The organism is Corynebacterium capitovis DSM 44611 (genome assembly GCF_030440535.1).
Classification (GTDB): domain Bacteria; phylum Actinomycetota; class Actinomycetes; order Mycobacteriales; family Mycobacteriaceae; genus Corynebacterium; species Corynebacterium capitovis.
The window spans coordinates 535,889-549,229 of sequence record NZ_CP047117.1 but is presented as its reverse complement, the minus strand read 5'-3'; the positions used below and the strand labels follow the sequence as shown (position 1 = coordinate 549,229).

Here is a 13,341-nt window from a genome sequence, read left to right as displayed (position 1 = left end):
GGCGGTCTACACTAGCCCGTTGTGAGTGACCAGCCGCTGAGCCAGACGACGACCGACCTCCTCGCGGCCGCCGTCGCCTCGCTCGGTGGTGCCGAGCGGACCGGCCAGGTGGCGATGGCCAAGGCCGTGACCCGCGCCCTCGACAGCAAGCGCCACCTCGCCGTTCAAGCCGGGACTGGGACTGGCAAGTCCCTCGCCTACCTCGTGCCCGCTATCCGCCACGCGCAGGCCACCGGTAAGTCCGTCGTCGTATCTACCGCCACGATTGCCCTCCAGCGCCAGCTGGTCGAGCGGGATTTGCCCACGCTTGCCGACGCCTTAGCGCCCCACCTTGAGCGCCGCCCCACCTTCGCCATCCAAAAAGGGCGCAACAACTACGTCTGCCTGCAAAAAGTGTCCGTGCCGGAACCCGCGCCGGATGCGCTTCTGGCTGAAGACGAGCTGTCCTGGATGGGCCGCCACGTCAAGCGCGTGAGCGACTGGGCGCAGGACACCGACACGGGCGACCGCGATGACCTTAACCCGGGCGTTCCCGACCTCGCGTGGCGGCAAGTGTCTGTGACCTCCCGCGAGTGCCTCGGCGCGTCCCGTTGCCCCCACGGCGATCAGTGCTTCGCTGAGCTCGCGCGCCAGGCGACGCGCGATGTGGACATCATCGTGACCAACCACGCGCTGCTCGCCATCGACGCCCTGTCGGAGACGGACATTCTACCCGAGCACGACGCCGTCATCATCGACGAGGCCCACGAGCTCGACGGTCGCATTACCGCCGTGGCCACCAGCGAGATATCCGCCCGCGCGCTGACGCAGGCCTCGCGTCGCGCCGACAAGCTCGGCGGGAAGAAGGGTGAACTGGAAGGTGTGGTAGATGACGTCACGGCCGCGCTCGACGTGGAGCAGCCAGGGCGATGGGAAAACATTTCCGATCCCGCGCGCGGCGCGTTTGCGGCTATCCGCGATGCGTTGTGGCGTACCCGTGAGGCGATCGCCCGCGCTCCGGAGGGCGAGGAGGCGAATGACCCAGAGAAGTTCGCCGAACGCGGCAACCTGAAAAATCACCTTGGCGACCTCCACGACGCGGTTGTGCGAATCCTTGACGTCTTCGACGAGGATGACCCCGCCAAGCACAGCGACGTCGTGTGGTTGACGCGCTCGGAACGCCACGGAGACTCCGTGTCCGTCGCGCCCCTGTCCGTGGCGGGTCTGCTGCGGGAGCGCTTGTTCGCCGACCAAACCGTGATTCTCACCTCGGCGACGCTGACCGTCGGCGGCAACTTCAACGCAATGGCCGCGTCCTGGGGCCTTCCCTCTGGGTCCTGGGACAGCCTCGACGCTGGCACGCCGTTTTCGCCCCGTACTTCGGGCATCCTGTACACTGCCCGGCACCTTCCCACACCCGGGCGCGACGGGCTCTCCCCCGAAACGCTCGATGAACTAGCCCAGCTCATCACCGCCGCCGGCGGGCGGACCCTGGGCCTCTTCTCGTCGAAACGCGCGGCGGAGCAAGCCGCCGAGGCGATGCGCACCCGCCTCCCCTTCGACATTCTTGCGCAAGGTGAGGACTCCACGGGCGCGCTCGTGGAGAGATTCGCTGCCAGCGAAAACGTCTGCCTGTTCGGCACGCTGACCCTGTGGCAGGGAGTAGACGTTCCGGGGCGATCCTTGTCGCTGGTCACCATCGACAGGATCCCCTTTCCGCGCCCCGATGACCCTCTTTTGCAAGCGCGGGCAAAAGCGGCCGACGCGGCCGGGCGCTCCGGGTTCATGGAGGTCTCCGCCACGCATGCCGCCTTGCTCATGGCGCAGGGAGCGGGCCGGCTGCTTCGCTCGGTCACAGACAGGGGCGTCGTCGCGGTTCTGGATAACCGCTTAGTCACCAAGCGCTACGGCGCGTACGTGCGCCGCTCACTGCCGGACTTCTGGGAGACCACGGACCCGGCCGTCGTGCACGGCGCCCTGCAGCGTCTCGTTGCTACGCCAGCGCCACCCTCCCGCTGATACCCGCGGTCTCGTTGGCGAAGTCGATCTCCTCCCGGGGGATGCCCAGGATGTAGAGCACCTCGTCGAGGAAGGGGAAGTTCACACTCGCGTCCGCCACCTCTTTCAATGCGGGCTTGGCATTGAACGCGATTCCCAGCCCAGCCGAAGAAAGCATGCTGATGTCGTTCGCGCCGTCACCGACCGCGACCGTTTGCGCCATCGTCAGCCCCGAATCCGCCGCGAACTCCCCCAAAAGCTCGGCCTTTGCGTCGCGGTCCACAATCGTGCCGACGACACGCCCCGTCAGCTTCCCGTCCACAATCTCGAGCGTGTTGGCTCGCGCATAGTCCAACCCCAGCTCGTCCGCCAGACCACTCAGTACCTGGATGAACCCGCCCGAAACGACGGCCGTCCGGTATCCCATCGATTTAAGCGTGCGGATCGTCGTGCGAGCTCCCGGCGTCAATTGAATGGCCTGGGCCACCTCGGAGATGACGGATTCATCCAACCCCGCGAGCGTTGCAACGCGCTCGCGCAGCGACTGTTCAAAGTCAAGCTCGCCCCGCATCGCGCGCTCGGTGACACGAGCGACCACGTCCTCCTTGCCCGCGTGAGCGGCGAGCATCTCGATGACTTCGCCTGTGATGAGCGTCGAGTCACAGTCGAAGCACACCAGGCGCTTCGCGCGGCGATGCAGGCCGGCGTTCTCCATGGCGAGGTCGACCCGCAACTCAGCTGACAGCGCCGCAAGCTCCCGGCGGATTTCCCGGCCGTCACCGGGGGTGTAATTGGGCAGCGTCACGCGGAACTCCAACCCCGTGACCGGGTAGTCCGAAATTCCGTTGATCCGGTCGATGTTCGCGCCGAACCGCGCAAGCGTGGCGCCAAGGCGTGACACCTGCTCGGCGGTCACGGGATTGCCCAGCGCGACGACGACGTGAGTCGACCGCGGGCGAGAGACCGCGCGCACCTCCTGCCCCGTCTCGATGGTGACCCGTTGCGCGAAATCCCACAGGCTCGCGCGCAGCTCCCGCTCAATGTCGCTGAGTCGCAGCGGGTCCATTCCCACAAACGCGGCGAGGTTAAGCTGGCCGCGGAAGTCCGTCTGTGAGACGTCGAGAAGCTGTACCCCGTGCCGCGCAAGGACCTCGAAGAACACGCCGGAAACACCCGGCCGGTCAGGCCCTGCGGTGCTCACCACGGCATGCTTGAGACCATCTTGCAACTCCACTTCAAACGCGGGCACGACCCCTCCGATCTGGTCATGGATCTTTAGCGGTTGATGCTACCGCAGACGCAGAAAACCCCCACCGTTGCGGTAGGGGTTCCTGCTTGTCAGTCGTGGCTACGGCCGCCCAGCTTCGCGGGCGTCCTGCTTTGCCTCGCCCTCATTGGCGGACTGGTCGAACTCGTGCTGGGAGCCCTTCCAGGTCGCCGGAGAGTCGGAAGAGTGACCAGTGTGGGCCTCGCGGCGCAGGCGCTCCACCATGTGCGGGTGGTGAAGTTCGAACGCGGGGCGCTCGGAGCGGATGCGCGGCAGCGAGGTGAAGTTGTGGCGCGGCGGCGGGCACGACGTTGCCCACTCGAGGGAGTTGCCGTAACCCCACGGGTCGTCGACCGTGACGATCTCACCGTAGCGCCACGACTTGAACACGTTCCAGATGAAGAATAGCATGCCGACACCCAGGATGAGGGAGCCGATTGTCGACACCTGGTTGAGCATGGTGAACCCGTCCGTGTCCAGGTAATCGGCGTAGCGGCGGGGCATGCCCATGTTGCCCAGCCAGTGCTGGACCAAGAAGGTCATGTTGAAGCCGATGAACGTGAACCAGAAGTGGATCTTGCCCAGGCGCTCGTCCAGCATGCGGCCGGTCATCTTCGGGAACCAGAAGTACACGCCAGCGATGGCGGAAAACACCACGGTGCCGAACAGCGTGTAGTGGAAGTGCGCGACAACGAAGTACGAGTCGTGCAGGTGGAAGTCCAGCGGCGGGGAGGCCAGCATGATGCCGGTCAGGCCACCAAAGAGGAAGGTGAACAAGAAGCCCATCACCCAGAGCATCGGGGTGTCAAAGGTGATGTGGCCGTTCCACATCGTGCCTACCCAGTTGAAGAACTTCACGCCCGTCGGCACCGCGATGAGGAAGGTCATGAAGGAGAAGAACGGCAGCAAAATCGCACCGGTGGCGAACATGTGGTGCGCCCACACCGCCATGGAGAGGCCGGCAATGGCCAGGGTGGCGAAGACGAGGCCGATGTAACCGAAGATGGGCTTGCGCGAGAACACCGGGGTGATCTCTGAGATGATGCCGAAGAACGGCAGCGCGAGGACGTACACCTCCGGGTGGCCGAAGAACCAGAACAGGTGCTGCCACAAGATGGCGCCGCCATTAGCCGTGTCGTAAATGTGCCCGCCCAAAAGACGGTCGTAGAGGACGCCCATTGCCGCAGCGAGAAGCAACGGGAAGATCATCAGCGCGATGATCGACGTGACAAAGACGGTCCAGGTGAAGATCGGGAGGCGGAACATCGTCATGCCCGGCGCGCGCAGGGTGAGCACGGTGGTGAGCATGTTCACGGCGGAGGCGACGGTGCCCACGCCGGTCGCACCCACGCCGACGATCCAGAGGTTCGCGGACACCGAGGGGGTGTGGGTGGCGTCAGCCAGCGGCATGTACATGGTCCAGCCGAAGTCTGCCGCACCACCCGGGGTGAGGAAGCCCGCCAGCATCGCGAGGACACCGACCTGGGTGATCCAGAAACCGAAGGCGTTCAGGCGCGGGAACGACACGTCCGGCGCACCAATCTGAAGCGGCAGAACGTAGTTAGCAAAACCCCACACGATCGGCGTGCCGAAGGCGAGGAGCATCACCGTGCCGTGAAGGGTAAACAGCTGGTTGAACTGCTCGTTCGACAGGAACTGCAGGCCTGGGTGGAAAAGCTCGGCACGGATCAACAGTGCCATCAAACCGGCCACGAAGAACCAGATGAAGGACATGATGATGTAGTAGATGCCGAGGACCTTGTGGTCGGTCGTTGTCAGCAACGAGTAGAGCCTAGAGCCCTTCCGTGCGTTCCCCGTTGGCTTTGGACGGGTTGGCGGGACGTATTCGTCCAGCCTGGGCGCCACTGCGGTCATGCGATCCTCCTGAAATACGCAACGTGCTCCCCCGCCGGCGAACGCCGGTCAAGTCCCACGTGCCACAACTGATACTGAATCATCATAAGCGATTGCTTAAGCCATTTGCCAGCCATTACAGCCCCGCCCGAGCCTCCCCCGCAGCTCGGACGATTATCGACGCCCCCCGCCCCCTACCCACTCGCCCCCTAATGGAATCGAACTTTTGGATGATGCGACGGCCCTCTAAAAGTCCCAATCGTCATCGTGGGTGTCCTCGGCCTTGCCGATGACGTACGACGAACCCGAACCGGAGAAGAAATCGTGGTTCTCATCCGCGTTCGGTGACAGCGACGCGAGGATGGCGGGCGAAACACGGGTCTCATCCGCGGGGAACAACCCCTCATAGCCTAGATTGTTCAGGGCTTTGTTCGCGTTGTAGCGCAGGAAGCGCTTGACGTCCTCGGTCCACCCGAGGACGTCGTAAATGTCCTCGGTGTACTGGTTTTCGTTCTCATACAGGTCGTAGAGTAGGTCGAAGGTGTATTCCTTGAGCTCGTCCCGCTCGGCCTGGCTCAGCTGCACCTGGCCGCGCTGGTACTTGTACCCGATGTAATAACCGTGGACGGCCTCGTCGCGAATGATGAGGCGGATGATGTCCGCGGTGTTGGTCAGCTTCGAGTGGCTAGACCAGTACATCGGCAGGTAGAACCCCGAATAGAAGAGGAAGGATTCCAACAGAGTGGACGCGACCTTCTTCTTATGGGGGTTGTCACCCTCGTAGTAGCTCAGAACGATCTTCGCCTTGCGCTGGAGGTTGTCGTTTTCCTCCGACCAGCGGAAGGCGTCGTTAATCGACGGCGTGTCCGCTAGCGTCATGAAGATGTTTGAGTAGCTCTTCGCGTGAACCGACTCCATGAACGCAATGTTGGTGTAGACGGCCTCTTCGTGGGGAGTCACGGCGTCCGGCAGCAGCGAGACTGCCCCCACCGTTCCTTGGATGGTATCCAGCAGCGTCAGGCCGGTGAACACGCGCATGGTCGCGGTCTTCTCGTCGTCGTTAAGTGTGCGCCAGCTCTGGATGTCGTTGGATACCGGCACCTTCTCCGGCAACCAAAAATTGCCGGTCAGGCGGTCCCAGACCTCTTGGTCCTTGTCGTCCGGGATGCTGTTCCAGTTAATCGCCTTCACGGGCCTGTCATGGCCCGCAAGGTAGCTGTTGTACTCGTGCTCAGTCACGATAGCGAGCCTACGTCGATCCGACTCCGGCCAACAATTGAGCTCTGGTCGGGCGCCCACCCTACTAAAGCATGCATGAGACGCACCCCTCGATCTCAGTGCCCTCGAGGGCCATCTGCCGCAGACGGATGTAGTACAGCGACTTAATTCCCTTTCGCCACGCGTAGATCTGCGCGCGGTTGAGGTCGCGGGTGGTCACCGTGTCCTTGAAGAAGAGGGTCAGCGAGAGGCCCTGGTCGACGTACTTCGTGGCGACGGCGTAGGTGTCAATGATCTTCTCGTATCCGACCTCGTAGGCATCCTTGAAGTAGTCGAGGTTGTCGTTATCCATGTGCGGCGCGGGGTAGTACACCCGGCCGATCTTGCCCTCTTTGCGGATCTCGATCTTCGAGGCGATGGGGTGGATCGACGATGTCGAGTTGTTGATGTAGGAGATCGACCCAGTCGGCGGCACCGCCTGCAAGTACCGGTTGTAGATGCCGTCGCGCGCAACCGCTTCTTTCAGCTCCGCCCACTGCTCGGCGGTGGGGACCGCCGCCGAGGACGCCTCAAAAAGGGCTTTGACCTTAGCGGTTGTGGGCCGGAAGCCGGCAGGGTCGTAGCGGTCGAAGAACGCTCCCGTTGCGTACTCGGACTGCTCGAAGTCCGCGAAGGCGCGCCCGCGCTCCACAGCGATGCGGTGGGAGGCCTTGATCGCCTCGTACATCACGGCGGCGAAGTAGGCGTTTGTGAAGTCGAGGCCCTCCTCGGAGCCGTATTCGATGCGCTCGCGGCCGAGGAACCCGTGCAGGTTCATCTGGCCCAGCCCGATGGCGTGGGAGGCGTTATTGCCCTCGCGCACGGGGGGAACGGAGTCAATGGACGTCTTGTCGGCGACGGCGGTCAACCCGCGAATGGCGGTCTCTACGGTGCGGGAGAAGTTATCGGAGTCCATCGCCATGGCGATGTTCAGGGAGCCGAGGTTGCAGGAGATATCGTGGCCGACCTTTGAGTAGGTCAGGTCCTCGTTGAGTTCGGAGGCCGAGTTGACCTGCAGGATCTCGGAGCAGAGGTTGGACATGTTGATCCGGCCCGTCTTCACGGGGTTCGCCCGGTTCACCGTGTCCTCAAACATGATGTAGGGGTACCCGGACTCAAACTGGATCTCGGCGATCGTCTGGAAGAACTGGCGCGCGTTGATCTTGGTCTTGCGGATACGCGGGTCCTCCACCATTTCCTCGTACTTCTCGCTCACGGAGATATCCGCGAAGGCGACGCCGTACACGCGCTCGACGTCGTAGGGCGAGAAGAGGTACATGTCGTCGTTGCGCTTCGCCAGCTCGAAGGTGATATCGGGGATGACCACGCCCAGCGACAGCGTCTTGATGCGGATCTTCTCGTCCGCGTTTTCCCGCTTGGTGTCTAAGAACCGCAGGATGTCGGGGTGGTGGGCGTGAAGGTACACGGCGCCGGCCCCCTGGCGGGCGCCGAGCTGGTTGGCGTAGGAGAAGGAGTCCTCGAGGAGCTTCATCACGGGGATGACACCGGACGACTGGTTCTCGATGTGCTTGATCGGCGCACCGGACTCGCGGATGTTCGACAGCAGCAGCGCCACGCCACCGCCGCGCTTGGACAGCTGCAGGGAGGAGTTGATCGCACGGCCGATCGACTCCATGTTGTCTTCGATGCGCAGCAGGAAGCAGGACACCAGCTCACCGCGCTGCGCCTTGCCCGCGTTGAGGAACGTTGGGGTTGCGGGCTGGAAGCGCCCGGTCATGATCTCGTCGACCAAGGCGGATGCGACCTGCTCGTTGCCGTCGCCAAGAAACAGGGCGGTCATGGCGACCCGGTCCTCGAAACGCTCAAGGTAGCGGCGGCCGTCGAAAGTCTTGAGCGTGTAGGAGGTGTAGTACTTGTACGCGCCGAGGAAGGACTGGAAGCGGAAGCGGAAGGCGTAAGCGCGCTTGAAGGTGTCTTTGACAAACTGCCAGTCGTAGGCCTCGATCACCGCGGGCTCGTAGTAGTGGTTGTCAACCAGGTACTTCATCTTCTCTTCGAGGTCGTGGAAGTAGACGGTGTTCTGGTTGACATGCTGCAGGAAGAACTGGTTCGCCGCTTCCCGGTCTTTATCGAATTGGATGCGCCCGTCCGCGTCGTACAGATTGAGCAGCGCGTTAAGGGCGTGGTAGTCGAGCTGATCGGAGGGGCGAACGGGCTCCGGAACGTTCTTGCCAAGCTGGGTCGGGGTCGTGGTGGTCACTGGTCGAAACGCTCCTATGCAGTGGTTGTAGATTGTGCGCCATAGCGGGCTCGCAGGGCAGCAAGACGGTCGGCGCTTTCACGGCGCTTCGCCGCGCTGTGGGCACGCAGCTTGTCGACGATCCCCTGCCCCGCCGGCTCCAGCCCCAAGCGGGAAGCCTGCGCGAGCAGCTGTTCGCGCACCCTCTCCACGTCTGCTTCGGAGCCCATCAGCTCGAAGCAGTCTAGGTAGGGCACGCCACACTTGGCCGATATGACGTCGCCGGCGGTGCCGTAATCGGGGCCGAAGTTGGAGTTCCCGGCTGCGATGACGCCACGCAGCAGCGAGCGGTTGTGCTCGTTGTTGAGAAATTTGATGACTTGTTTGGGTACGGGCCGCGTCTGCTCCTGCGAGCGGGCGATGGACACTCCCCCGCCGTATGTAGGGCAGATCAGGACGTAGGGCTCCGTCACTGTCAGCTCGGGGTCGGCACGCCGGAGCGGGATGCGCGCTGCGGGCAATCCCACCTTCTCCACGAAGCGCCGGGTGTTTTCCGTTGCGGACGAGAAGTAAACGATGAGCATGTGTGTCCTTATTAACACGGTTAACGCGCGCCCGTGCGGGCTCCGCCCGAAAAAGCTACGCCGCAGCCTGGAGGCCGCGAATGCGATCCGGGCGGAAACCGGACCAGTGCTCGCCGTCAACCTCGACAACGGGGGCCTGCAGGTAGCCCAACGCCATGACGTAATCGCGAGCCTCGTCGTCCAGGGAGATGTCGACGAGCGTGTATTCCAAACCGGCCTTGTCAAGGGCCTTCTTGGTAGCGGTGCACTGCACGCAGGCGGGCTTGGTGTAGACGGTGATCGACATAACCAGATGCTCTCTTTCTTCCCTTTTCGGCGCGGTTTCCGGAGCCTTACCGCCCCGGCTTCTTATACCGCTCAACACTATACGTTGTGGGGTGATTCGGCAACTAATACCACATATAGTAGTTACAGCCGTGGTATTCCCAGGAAAGGTCGCGCAAATCACCCACATGTAGTTCGGTATAACCACCTGAGCGTTGAGACAAAGAAAAACCCGCCGCCCTCCAACGTGTGGAGGCGGCGGGCGCACGCGGAACAACCGCGAGACTTAACCCTGGCGGGCCTTGAAGCGCGGATCCTTCTTGTTGATCACAAAGACCTTGCCGTGGCGGCGCACAACCTGGGCGCCCGGCTTGTTCTTCAGCGACCGAAGCGACTTGCGGACCTTCATCGGGCGCTCCTTTCCTGGGTCGTGGTTACCTTTAACTTGTGACCTAGCCAGCTCTCACACCAGCTGGTCACGACACGGCGGATTACGTTACCCGATGCCATGGCGAAGTTCCAAACACTATCATGGCGCCCATGTCCCATAGCAGCGAAAACCTTCAACACGACATCATCGCCCAGTTGGGTTCCAAGCCCGCGATTGATCCCCAGGAGGAGATCGACGCGCGCGTCGAGTTCCTCGCCGATTACCTTGCCCGCAGCGGCGCCAAGGGGTTTGTGCTGGGCATTTCGGGGGGCCAGGATTCCACGCTGGCCGGGAAGTTCGCGCAGCTGGCCGTCGAAAAGCGAAGAGCCCAAGGAGCTGAGGCCGCGTTCGTTGCTGTTCGCCTGCCCCACGGCACCCAGGCCGACGAGGACGATGCCCAGGCCGCCCTGGAGTTCATCGGCCCCGACGAGCGCACGACCGTCAACATCGAACCGGCGACGACGGCCATCTCTGCTGCCGTTGCCGGTGCGCTGGGCTTGGGCGAGATTGGAGACTTCAACAAAGGCAACGTCAAGGCCCGCATGCGGATGATCGCGCAATACGCCATCGCCGGCGAACGCGGCCTGCTGGTTGTTGGCACCGACCACGCTGCTGAGAACATCACGGCCTTCTTTACCAAGTTCGGAGATGGCGCGGCGGATGTCCTGCCCCTCGCCGGGCTGAATAAGCGCCAGGGCGCGGCGCTGCTACGCCACCTCGGCGCCGAGCGCCGCCTGTGGGAGAAGGTCCCCACCGCTGACCTCGAGGAGGATCGCCCAGCTCTTGCCGACGAAGACGCCCTCGGTGTCACCTACCACGCCATCGACGACTACCTGGAGGGCAAAGACATCCCGGAGGCCTCCCGCGAGCGCCTCGCGCACCTGTGGGCGGCGGGCGCCCACAAGCGCCACCTGCCCGCCGGGCCCGCCGATACGTGGTGGCGCTAGCCTCCCTCCCGCTTCCCCCTCAACTCGACGCCGGTTCGGGGTGTCCGGGTTTAGGCTAAGCGCGAGGCCACGCGAACCAGCGCGTCGCCGTAGCTCGGCCCGTGCGTGAGGGCGTGCACGGCCAGCGGGTGAAGCTGGTGGATCGGGATCCGCTCGCGCCAGCCGGTCGAGAGCTCCCCAGTCTCCGCGTAGCCCGCGACAATGTCCTCGAACAGCGGCACCCCGAACAACTCCAGCATCGCGATGTCCGTCAGCGGGTGGCCGCCGTGCGCGGCCGGGTCGATAAACCGCGGACCCTGCGGCGAGAACAGGAGGTTGCCAGCCCAAAGATCGCCGTGGATACGCGCCAGCGGGGCGTCCTCGTCCTCCGCGAGGAGCGCATCGCACGCTCGCTTCACGGCGCCCCACCCCGCCCTCGACAGATTCCCCGCCGAGCGGGCCATGTCCGCGAACGGGAGCACCCGCTGGTGGACGTAAAAGTCCGCCCATCGACGCGTAGGCGTGCATTCCTGTTCGATGCGGCCGATGAAGTTCGGCCCGTCCCACCCGCTTGGCGGGGCGCCGAACGCCGGGGCGCCCGCCGCGTGGATGCGGGCGAGCTCGCGTCCCGCCGCTCGCGCTAAGCCACTGGTCGGGCGGGTGCTCCCGACCCTTTCGATCGACAGGGTATTGGCAGCGTCATTCACCCCGTACACCTCGACGACAGCGACGCTCCCCTCACGTAACCAGCGCAGGCCCGCCGCCTCGGCCGCCGCGGAGTGCGGGGCGCTGCCGCGCTTAACGTAGTGCATGACGGGCCTCCAGCTCCAGCAGGTATTTCTTCGCATCGACCCCGCCGGCATACCCTCCGAGGGTGCCGTCGCTTCGGGTGACTCGGTGGCACGGGACGACAACGGGCAGCGGGTTGCGCGCGCAACCAGTACCTACGGCCCGCGTCGCCCCGGGCCGGCCGATTCGCGTAGCCAGCTGCAGGTACGTTTCGGTGCCGCCGTAGGGGATGTCGAGGAGCGCCGCCTGAACCGTGCGGCGAAACCCGGTGCTTAGGCGCCAATCCAGGGGGAGCTCGAAGTCGCGGCGCTCCCCCGCGAAGTACTCCCCGAGCTGACGGGCCGCCTCGGGGTTGTCCGCGCGCGGTAGGTCCTCGCCTATCGAGACCCTCCCGAACGCCACACGCGCAAGACCTTCAGCGGAGCTGACCAGAACTAGTTCACCAATCGGGGTGTTTACAAACGTCCAAGTTAGGGTGCCCATTGCATACCAATCGTATCGAGCTTTGCTTACCGACGGCGTCGATACCGCCCTCGAGCTCGTAGGCACCCCTGCTCTTCCCGACACCCTGGCCGCAACGCGAGTGCATGGAACGGTGTGCTTTACTGGTGTGCTCTCCAGCGAGTGGAAAGAGGTGACGCACGGGGCAAACTTGGTGGTCGTACTCTCGTAGACCCCCCAAAAGCAACAAGACCCGAACCGCTTCCACCGACAGTGGAACAGTTCGAGCCTTGCGCGCGACGTGGAGCTAAGGGGATTCGAACCCCTGACCCCCACACTGCCAGTGTGGTGCGCTACCAGCTGCGCCATAGCCCCGTGCAAACAGTATGTAGTTGTTGGAGTGGAGCTAAGGGGATTCGAACCCCTGACCCCCACACTGCCAGTGTGGTGCGCTACCAGCTGCGCCATAGCCCCGTCGCCGTCCGGGTGCCCTGGGCGCCCGCGCAACTTCGCTCACTATACTCACCGCCCGCGGCGGGGAACAAATCCCCTGCCCGGCGGGCGATCAGCTAGCTCGCGGCAGCGACCTCGACCCAGTTGTTGATCTCGGAGGACTGCACCAGATCCGCTCCGTCGCGCATGACGCGAGGCGTGTAGGCCTGCCCGGTGGTCTCGTTCTGGTAAGTCAGGTTCTCGTCACCAATCTTCTCGGCCAGGTCGAGGTACGCGCCGTCGCGAATGTCTTGGACGGCCTGGCTGCTGGCTTGGAAGTCGCGAGCCTTGTCCGCGAGGCCGTTATTGTCCAGCTTGTTGTACACGCTCTGCTGGTTCCCTAAGAGGTACGCGCGCAGGTTCCACAGCGCCGCGACGTCCTGGTGAGCGACGAGCGCGAGCTCAGCCGCGAGCGCCCGGGTAGAGTGCCCCTGCTGGTACTTCTCGCCCTGCCCGTCGAGGAAGTTCATCGGGTGGATGTCTACGTTGAGGTCGCCCGCCTGAATTTTGTCCAACAGCTGCTGATCGGTTGCCTCGGCGAGGTCAGCGCAGTGGGGGCAAGAGAAATCCTCGAAAAGCGAAACGGTCGGCGCGCCGCTCCCAGCGTTGCCCGTGGAGGTCAGGGTGAAGTAGTTGTCCCCCTCCGAGTAAGCGATCTGCAGGTTGTCGGTGGGCACCATCTTCGCGGCGAGGGCCTCGTCGCGTTGGGCGCGGCCGTTGTAGACGATGAGTCCGATAACGATCGCGGCGATGGCGACGATCGCGAGCAGCGCCCAGATAAACCCGCTATTGCTCTTCGCGTTCGGGTTCTGCACCTTGCGCGTGGTCATAGAGTAATCCCTTTCTTCCCTTGTGCAACC

13 protein-coding genes and 2 tRNA genes are annotated in these 13,341 nt (G+C 63.8%); 3 read left to right on the top strand and 12 right to left on the bottom strand.

Features of this window, described 5'->3' with window-relative positions; genetic code table 11:
• Positions 1-21: 21 nt before the first annotated feature.
• Complete coding sequence (locus CAPI_RS02700; protein WP_018016504.1) at positions 22-1,998, top strand: ATP-dependent DNA helicase; 1,977 nt, start codon at positions 22-24, stop codon at positions 1,996-1,998.
• On the opposite strand, the gene serB is transcribed toward CAPI_RS02700, so the two are convergent.
• From serB to ykgO, 7 genes are all read right to left on the bottom strand, one after another.
• The gene (gene serB / locus CAPI_RS02695) at positions 1,973-3,226 is read right to left on the bottom strand and encodes a phosphoserine phosphatase SerB (RefSeq protein ID WP_018016503.1); all 1,254 of its coding nucleotides are present in this window, start codon (positions 3,224-3,226) and stop codon (positions 1,973-1,975) included. The genes CAPI_RS02700 and serB overlap by 26 nt on opposite strands.
• 99 nt (positions 3,227-3,325) lie before the next feature.
• Entirely contained in the window at positions 3,326-5,119 is a 1,794-nt protein-coding gene (ctaD, locus tag CAPI_RS02690; RefSeq protein WP_018016502.1) for an aa3-type cytochrome oxidase subunit I, read from the bottom strand.
• A 225-nt stretch (positions 5,120-5,344) separates the two neighbouring features.
• The gene (gene nrdF / locus CAPI_RS02685) at positions 5,345-6,337 is read right to left on the bottom strand and encodes a class 1b ribonucleoside-diphosphate reductase subunit beta (RefSeq protein WP_018016501.1); all 993 of its coding nucleotides are present in this window, start codon (positions 6,335-6,337) and stop codon (positions 5,345-5,347) included.
• Between the two features lie 64 nt (positions 6,338-6,401).
• A complete protein-coding gene (gene nrdE / locus CAPI_RS02680; protein WP_018016500.1) occupies positions 6,402-8,576 on the bottom strand; it encodes a class 1b ribonucleoside-diphosphate reductase subunit alpha in 2,175 nt (724 codons plus the stop codon).
• Positions 8,577-8,590: 14 nt separating this feature from the next.
• The gene (gene nrdI, locus CAPI_RS02675) at positions 8,591-9,139 is read right to left on the bottom strand and encodes a class Ib ribonucleoside-diphosphate reductase assembly flavoprotein NrdI (RefSeq protein WP_018016499.1); all 549 of its coding nucleotides are present in this window, start codon (positions 9,137-9,139) and stop codon (positions 8,591-8,593) included.
• 55 nt (positions 9,140-9,194) lie between these two features.
• Positions 9,195-9,425 (bottom strand): glutaredoxin-like protein NrdH, encoded by a 231-nt coding sequence (nrdH, locus tag CAPI_RS02670; RefSeq protein ID WP_026156978.1) that lies wholly within the window; start codon positions 9,423-9,425, stop codon positions 9,195-9,197.
• Between the two features lie 264 nt (positions 9,426-9,689).
• Positions 9,690-9,812, bottom strand: coding sequence for a type B 50S ribosomal protein L36 (gene ykgO / locus CAPI_RS02665; protein ID WP_012732041.1), 123 nt, complete (start codon positions 9,810-9,812; stop codon positions 9,690-9,692).
• Between the two features lie 122 nt (positions 9,813-9,934).
• Here ykgO and nadE point away from each other — a divergent pair, with 122 nt between their 5' ends.
• The gene (nadE, locus tag CAPI_RS02660) at positions 9,935-10,780 is read left to right on the top strand and encodes an NAD(+) synthase (RefSeq protein WP_018016497.1); all 846 of its coding nucleotides are present in this window, start codon (positions 9,935-9,937) and stop codon (positions 10,778-10,780) included.
• Between the two features lie 50 nt (positions 10,781-10,830).
• On the opposite strand, the gene CAPI_RS02655 is transcribed toward nadE, so the two are convergent.
• Positions 10,831-11,571 (bottom strand): fructosamine kinase family protein, encoded by a 741-nt coding sequence (locus CAPI_RS02655; protein ID WP_018016496.1) that lies wholly within the window; start codon positions 11,569-11,571, stop codon positions 10,831-10,833.
• Complete coding sequence (locus tag CAPI_RS02650; protein ID WP_040356526.1) at positions 11,558-12,031, bottom strand: methylated-DNA--[protein]-cysteine S-methyltransferase; 474 nt, start codon at positions 12,029-12,031, stop codon at positions 11,558-11,560. Before CAPI_RS02650 ends, CAPI_RS02655 begins: the two co-directional genes overlap by 14 nt.
• Positions 12,032-12,053: 22 nt before the next feature.
• Here CAPI_RS02650 and CAPI_RS02645 point away from each other — a divergent pair, with 22 nt between their 5' ends.
• Positions 12,054-12,221, top strand: a complete 168-nt coding sequence (locus tag CAPI_RS02645) for a hypothetical protein (RefSeq protein ID WP_301398852.1) — start codon at positions 12,054-12,056, stop codon at positions 12,219-12,221.
• Positions 12,222-12,291: 70 nt separating this feature from the next.
• On the opposite strand, the gene CAPI_RS02640 is transcribed toward CAPI_RS02645, so the two are convergent.
• The 3 genes from CAPI_RS02640 to CAPI_RS02630 form a co-directional block, all read right to left on the bottom strand.
• Positions 12,292-12,364, bottom strand: a tRNA-Ala gene (locus CAPI_RS02640).
• A 26-nt stretch (positions 12,365-12,390) separates the two neighbouring features.
• Positions 12,391-12,463 (bottom strand) — tRNA-Ala (locus CAPI_RS02635).
• A 95-nt stretch (positions 12,464-12,558) separates the two neighbouring features.
• Complete coding sequence (locus tag CAPI_RS02630) at positions 12,559-13,311, bottom strand: DsbA family protein (protein ID WP_018016494.1); 753 nt, start codon at positions 13,309-13,311, stop codon at positions 12,559-12,561.
• Positions 13,312-13,341: the final 30 nt, after the last annotated feature.

Bases quoted from the DNA above. Each gene is read 5' to 3' on its own strand.
- ctaD (WP_018016502.1), bottom strand. From the start codon at position 5,119: ATGACCGCAGTGGCGCCCAGGCTGGACGAATACGTCCCGCCAACCCGT.
- nrdI (WP_018016499.1), bottom strand. From the start codon at position 9,139: ATGCTCATCGTTTACTTCTCGTCCGCAACGGAAAACACCCGGCGCTTC.
- nrdH (WP_026156978.1), bottom strand. From the start codon at position 9,425: ATGTCGATCACCGTCTACACCAAGCCCGCCTGCGTGCAGTGCACCGCT.
- ykgO (WP_012732041.1), bottom strand. From the start codon at position 9,812: ATGAAGGTCCGCAAGTCGCTTCGGTCGCTGAAGAACAAGCCGGGCGCC.
- nadE (WP_018016497.1), top strand. From the start codon at position 9,935: ATGGCGCCCATGTCCCATAGCAGCGAAAACCTTCAACACGACATCATC.
- CAPI_RS02655 (WP_018016496.1), bottom strand. From the start codon at position 11,571: ATGCACTACGTTAAGCGCGGCAGCGCCCCGCACTCCGCGGCGGCCGAG.
- CAPI_RS02650 (WP_040356526.1), bottom strand. From the start codon at position 12,031: ATGGGCACCCTAACTTGGACGTTTGTAAACACCCCGATTGGTGAACTA.
- CAPI_RS02630 (WP_018016494.1), bottom strand. From the start codon at position 13,311: ATGACCACGCGCAAGGTGCAGAACCCGAACGCGAAGAGCAATAGCGGG.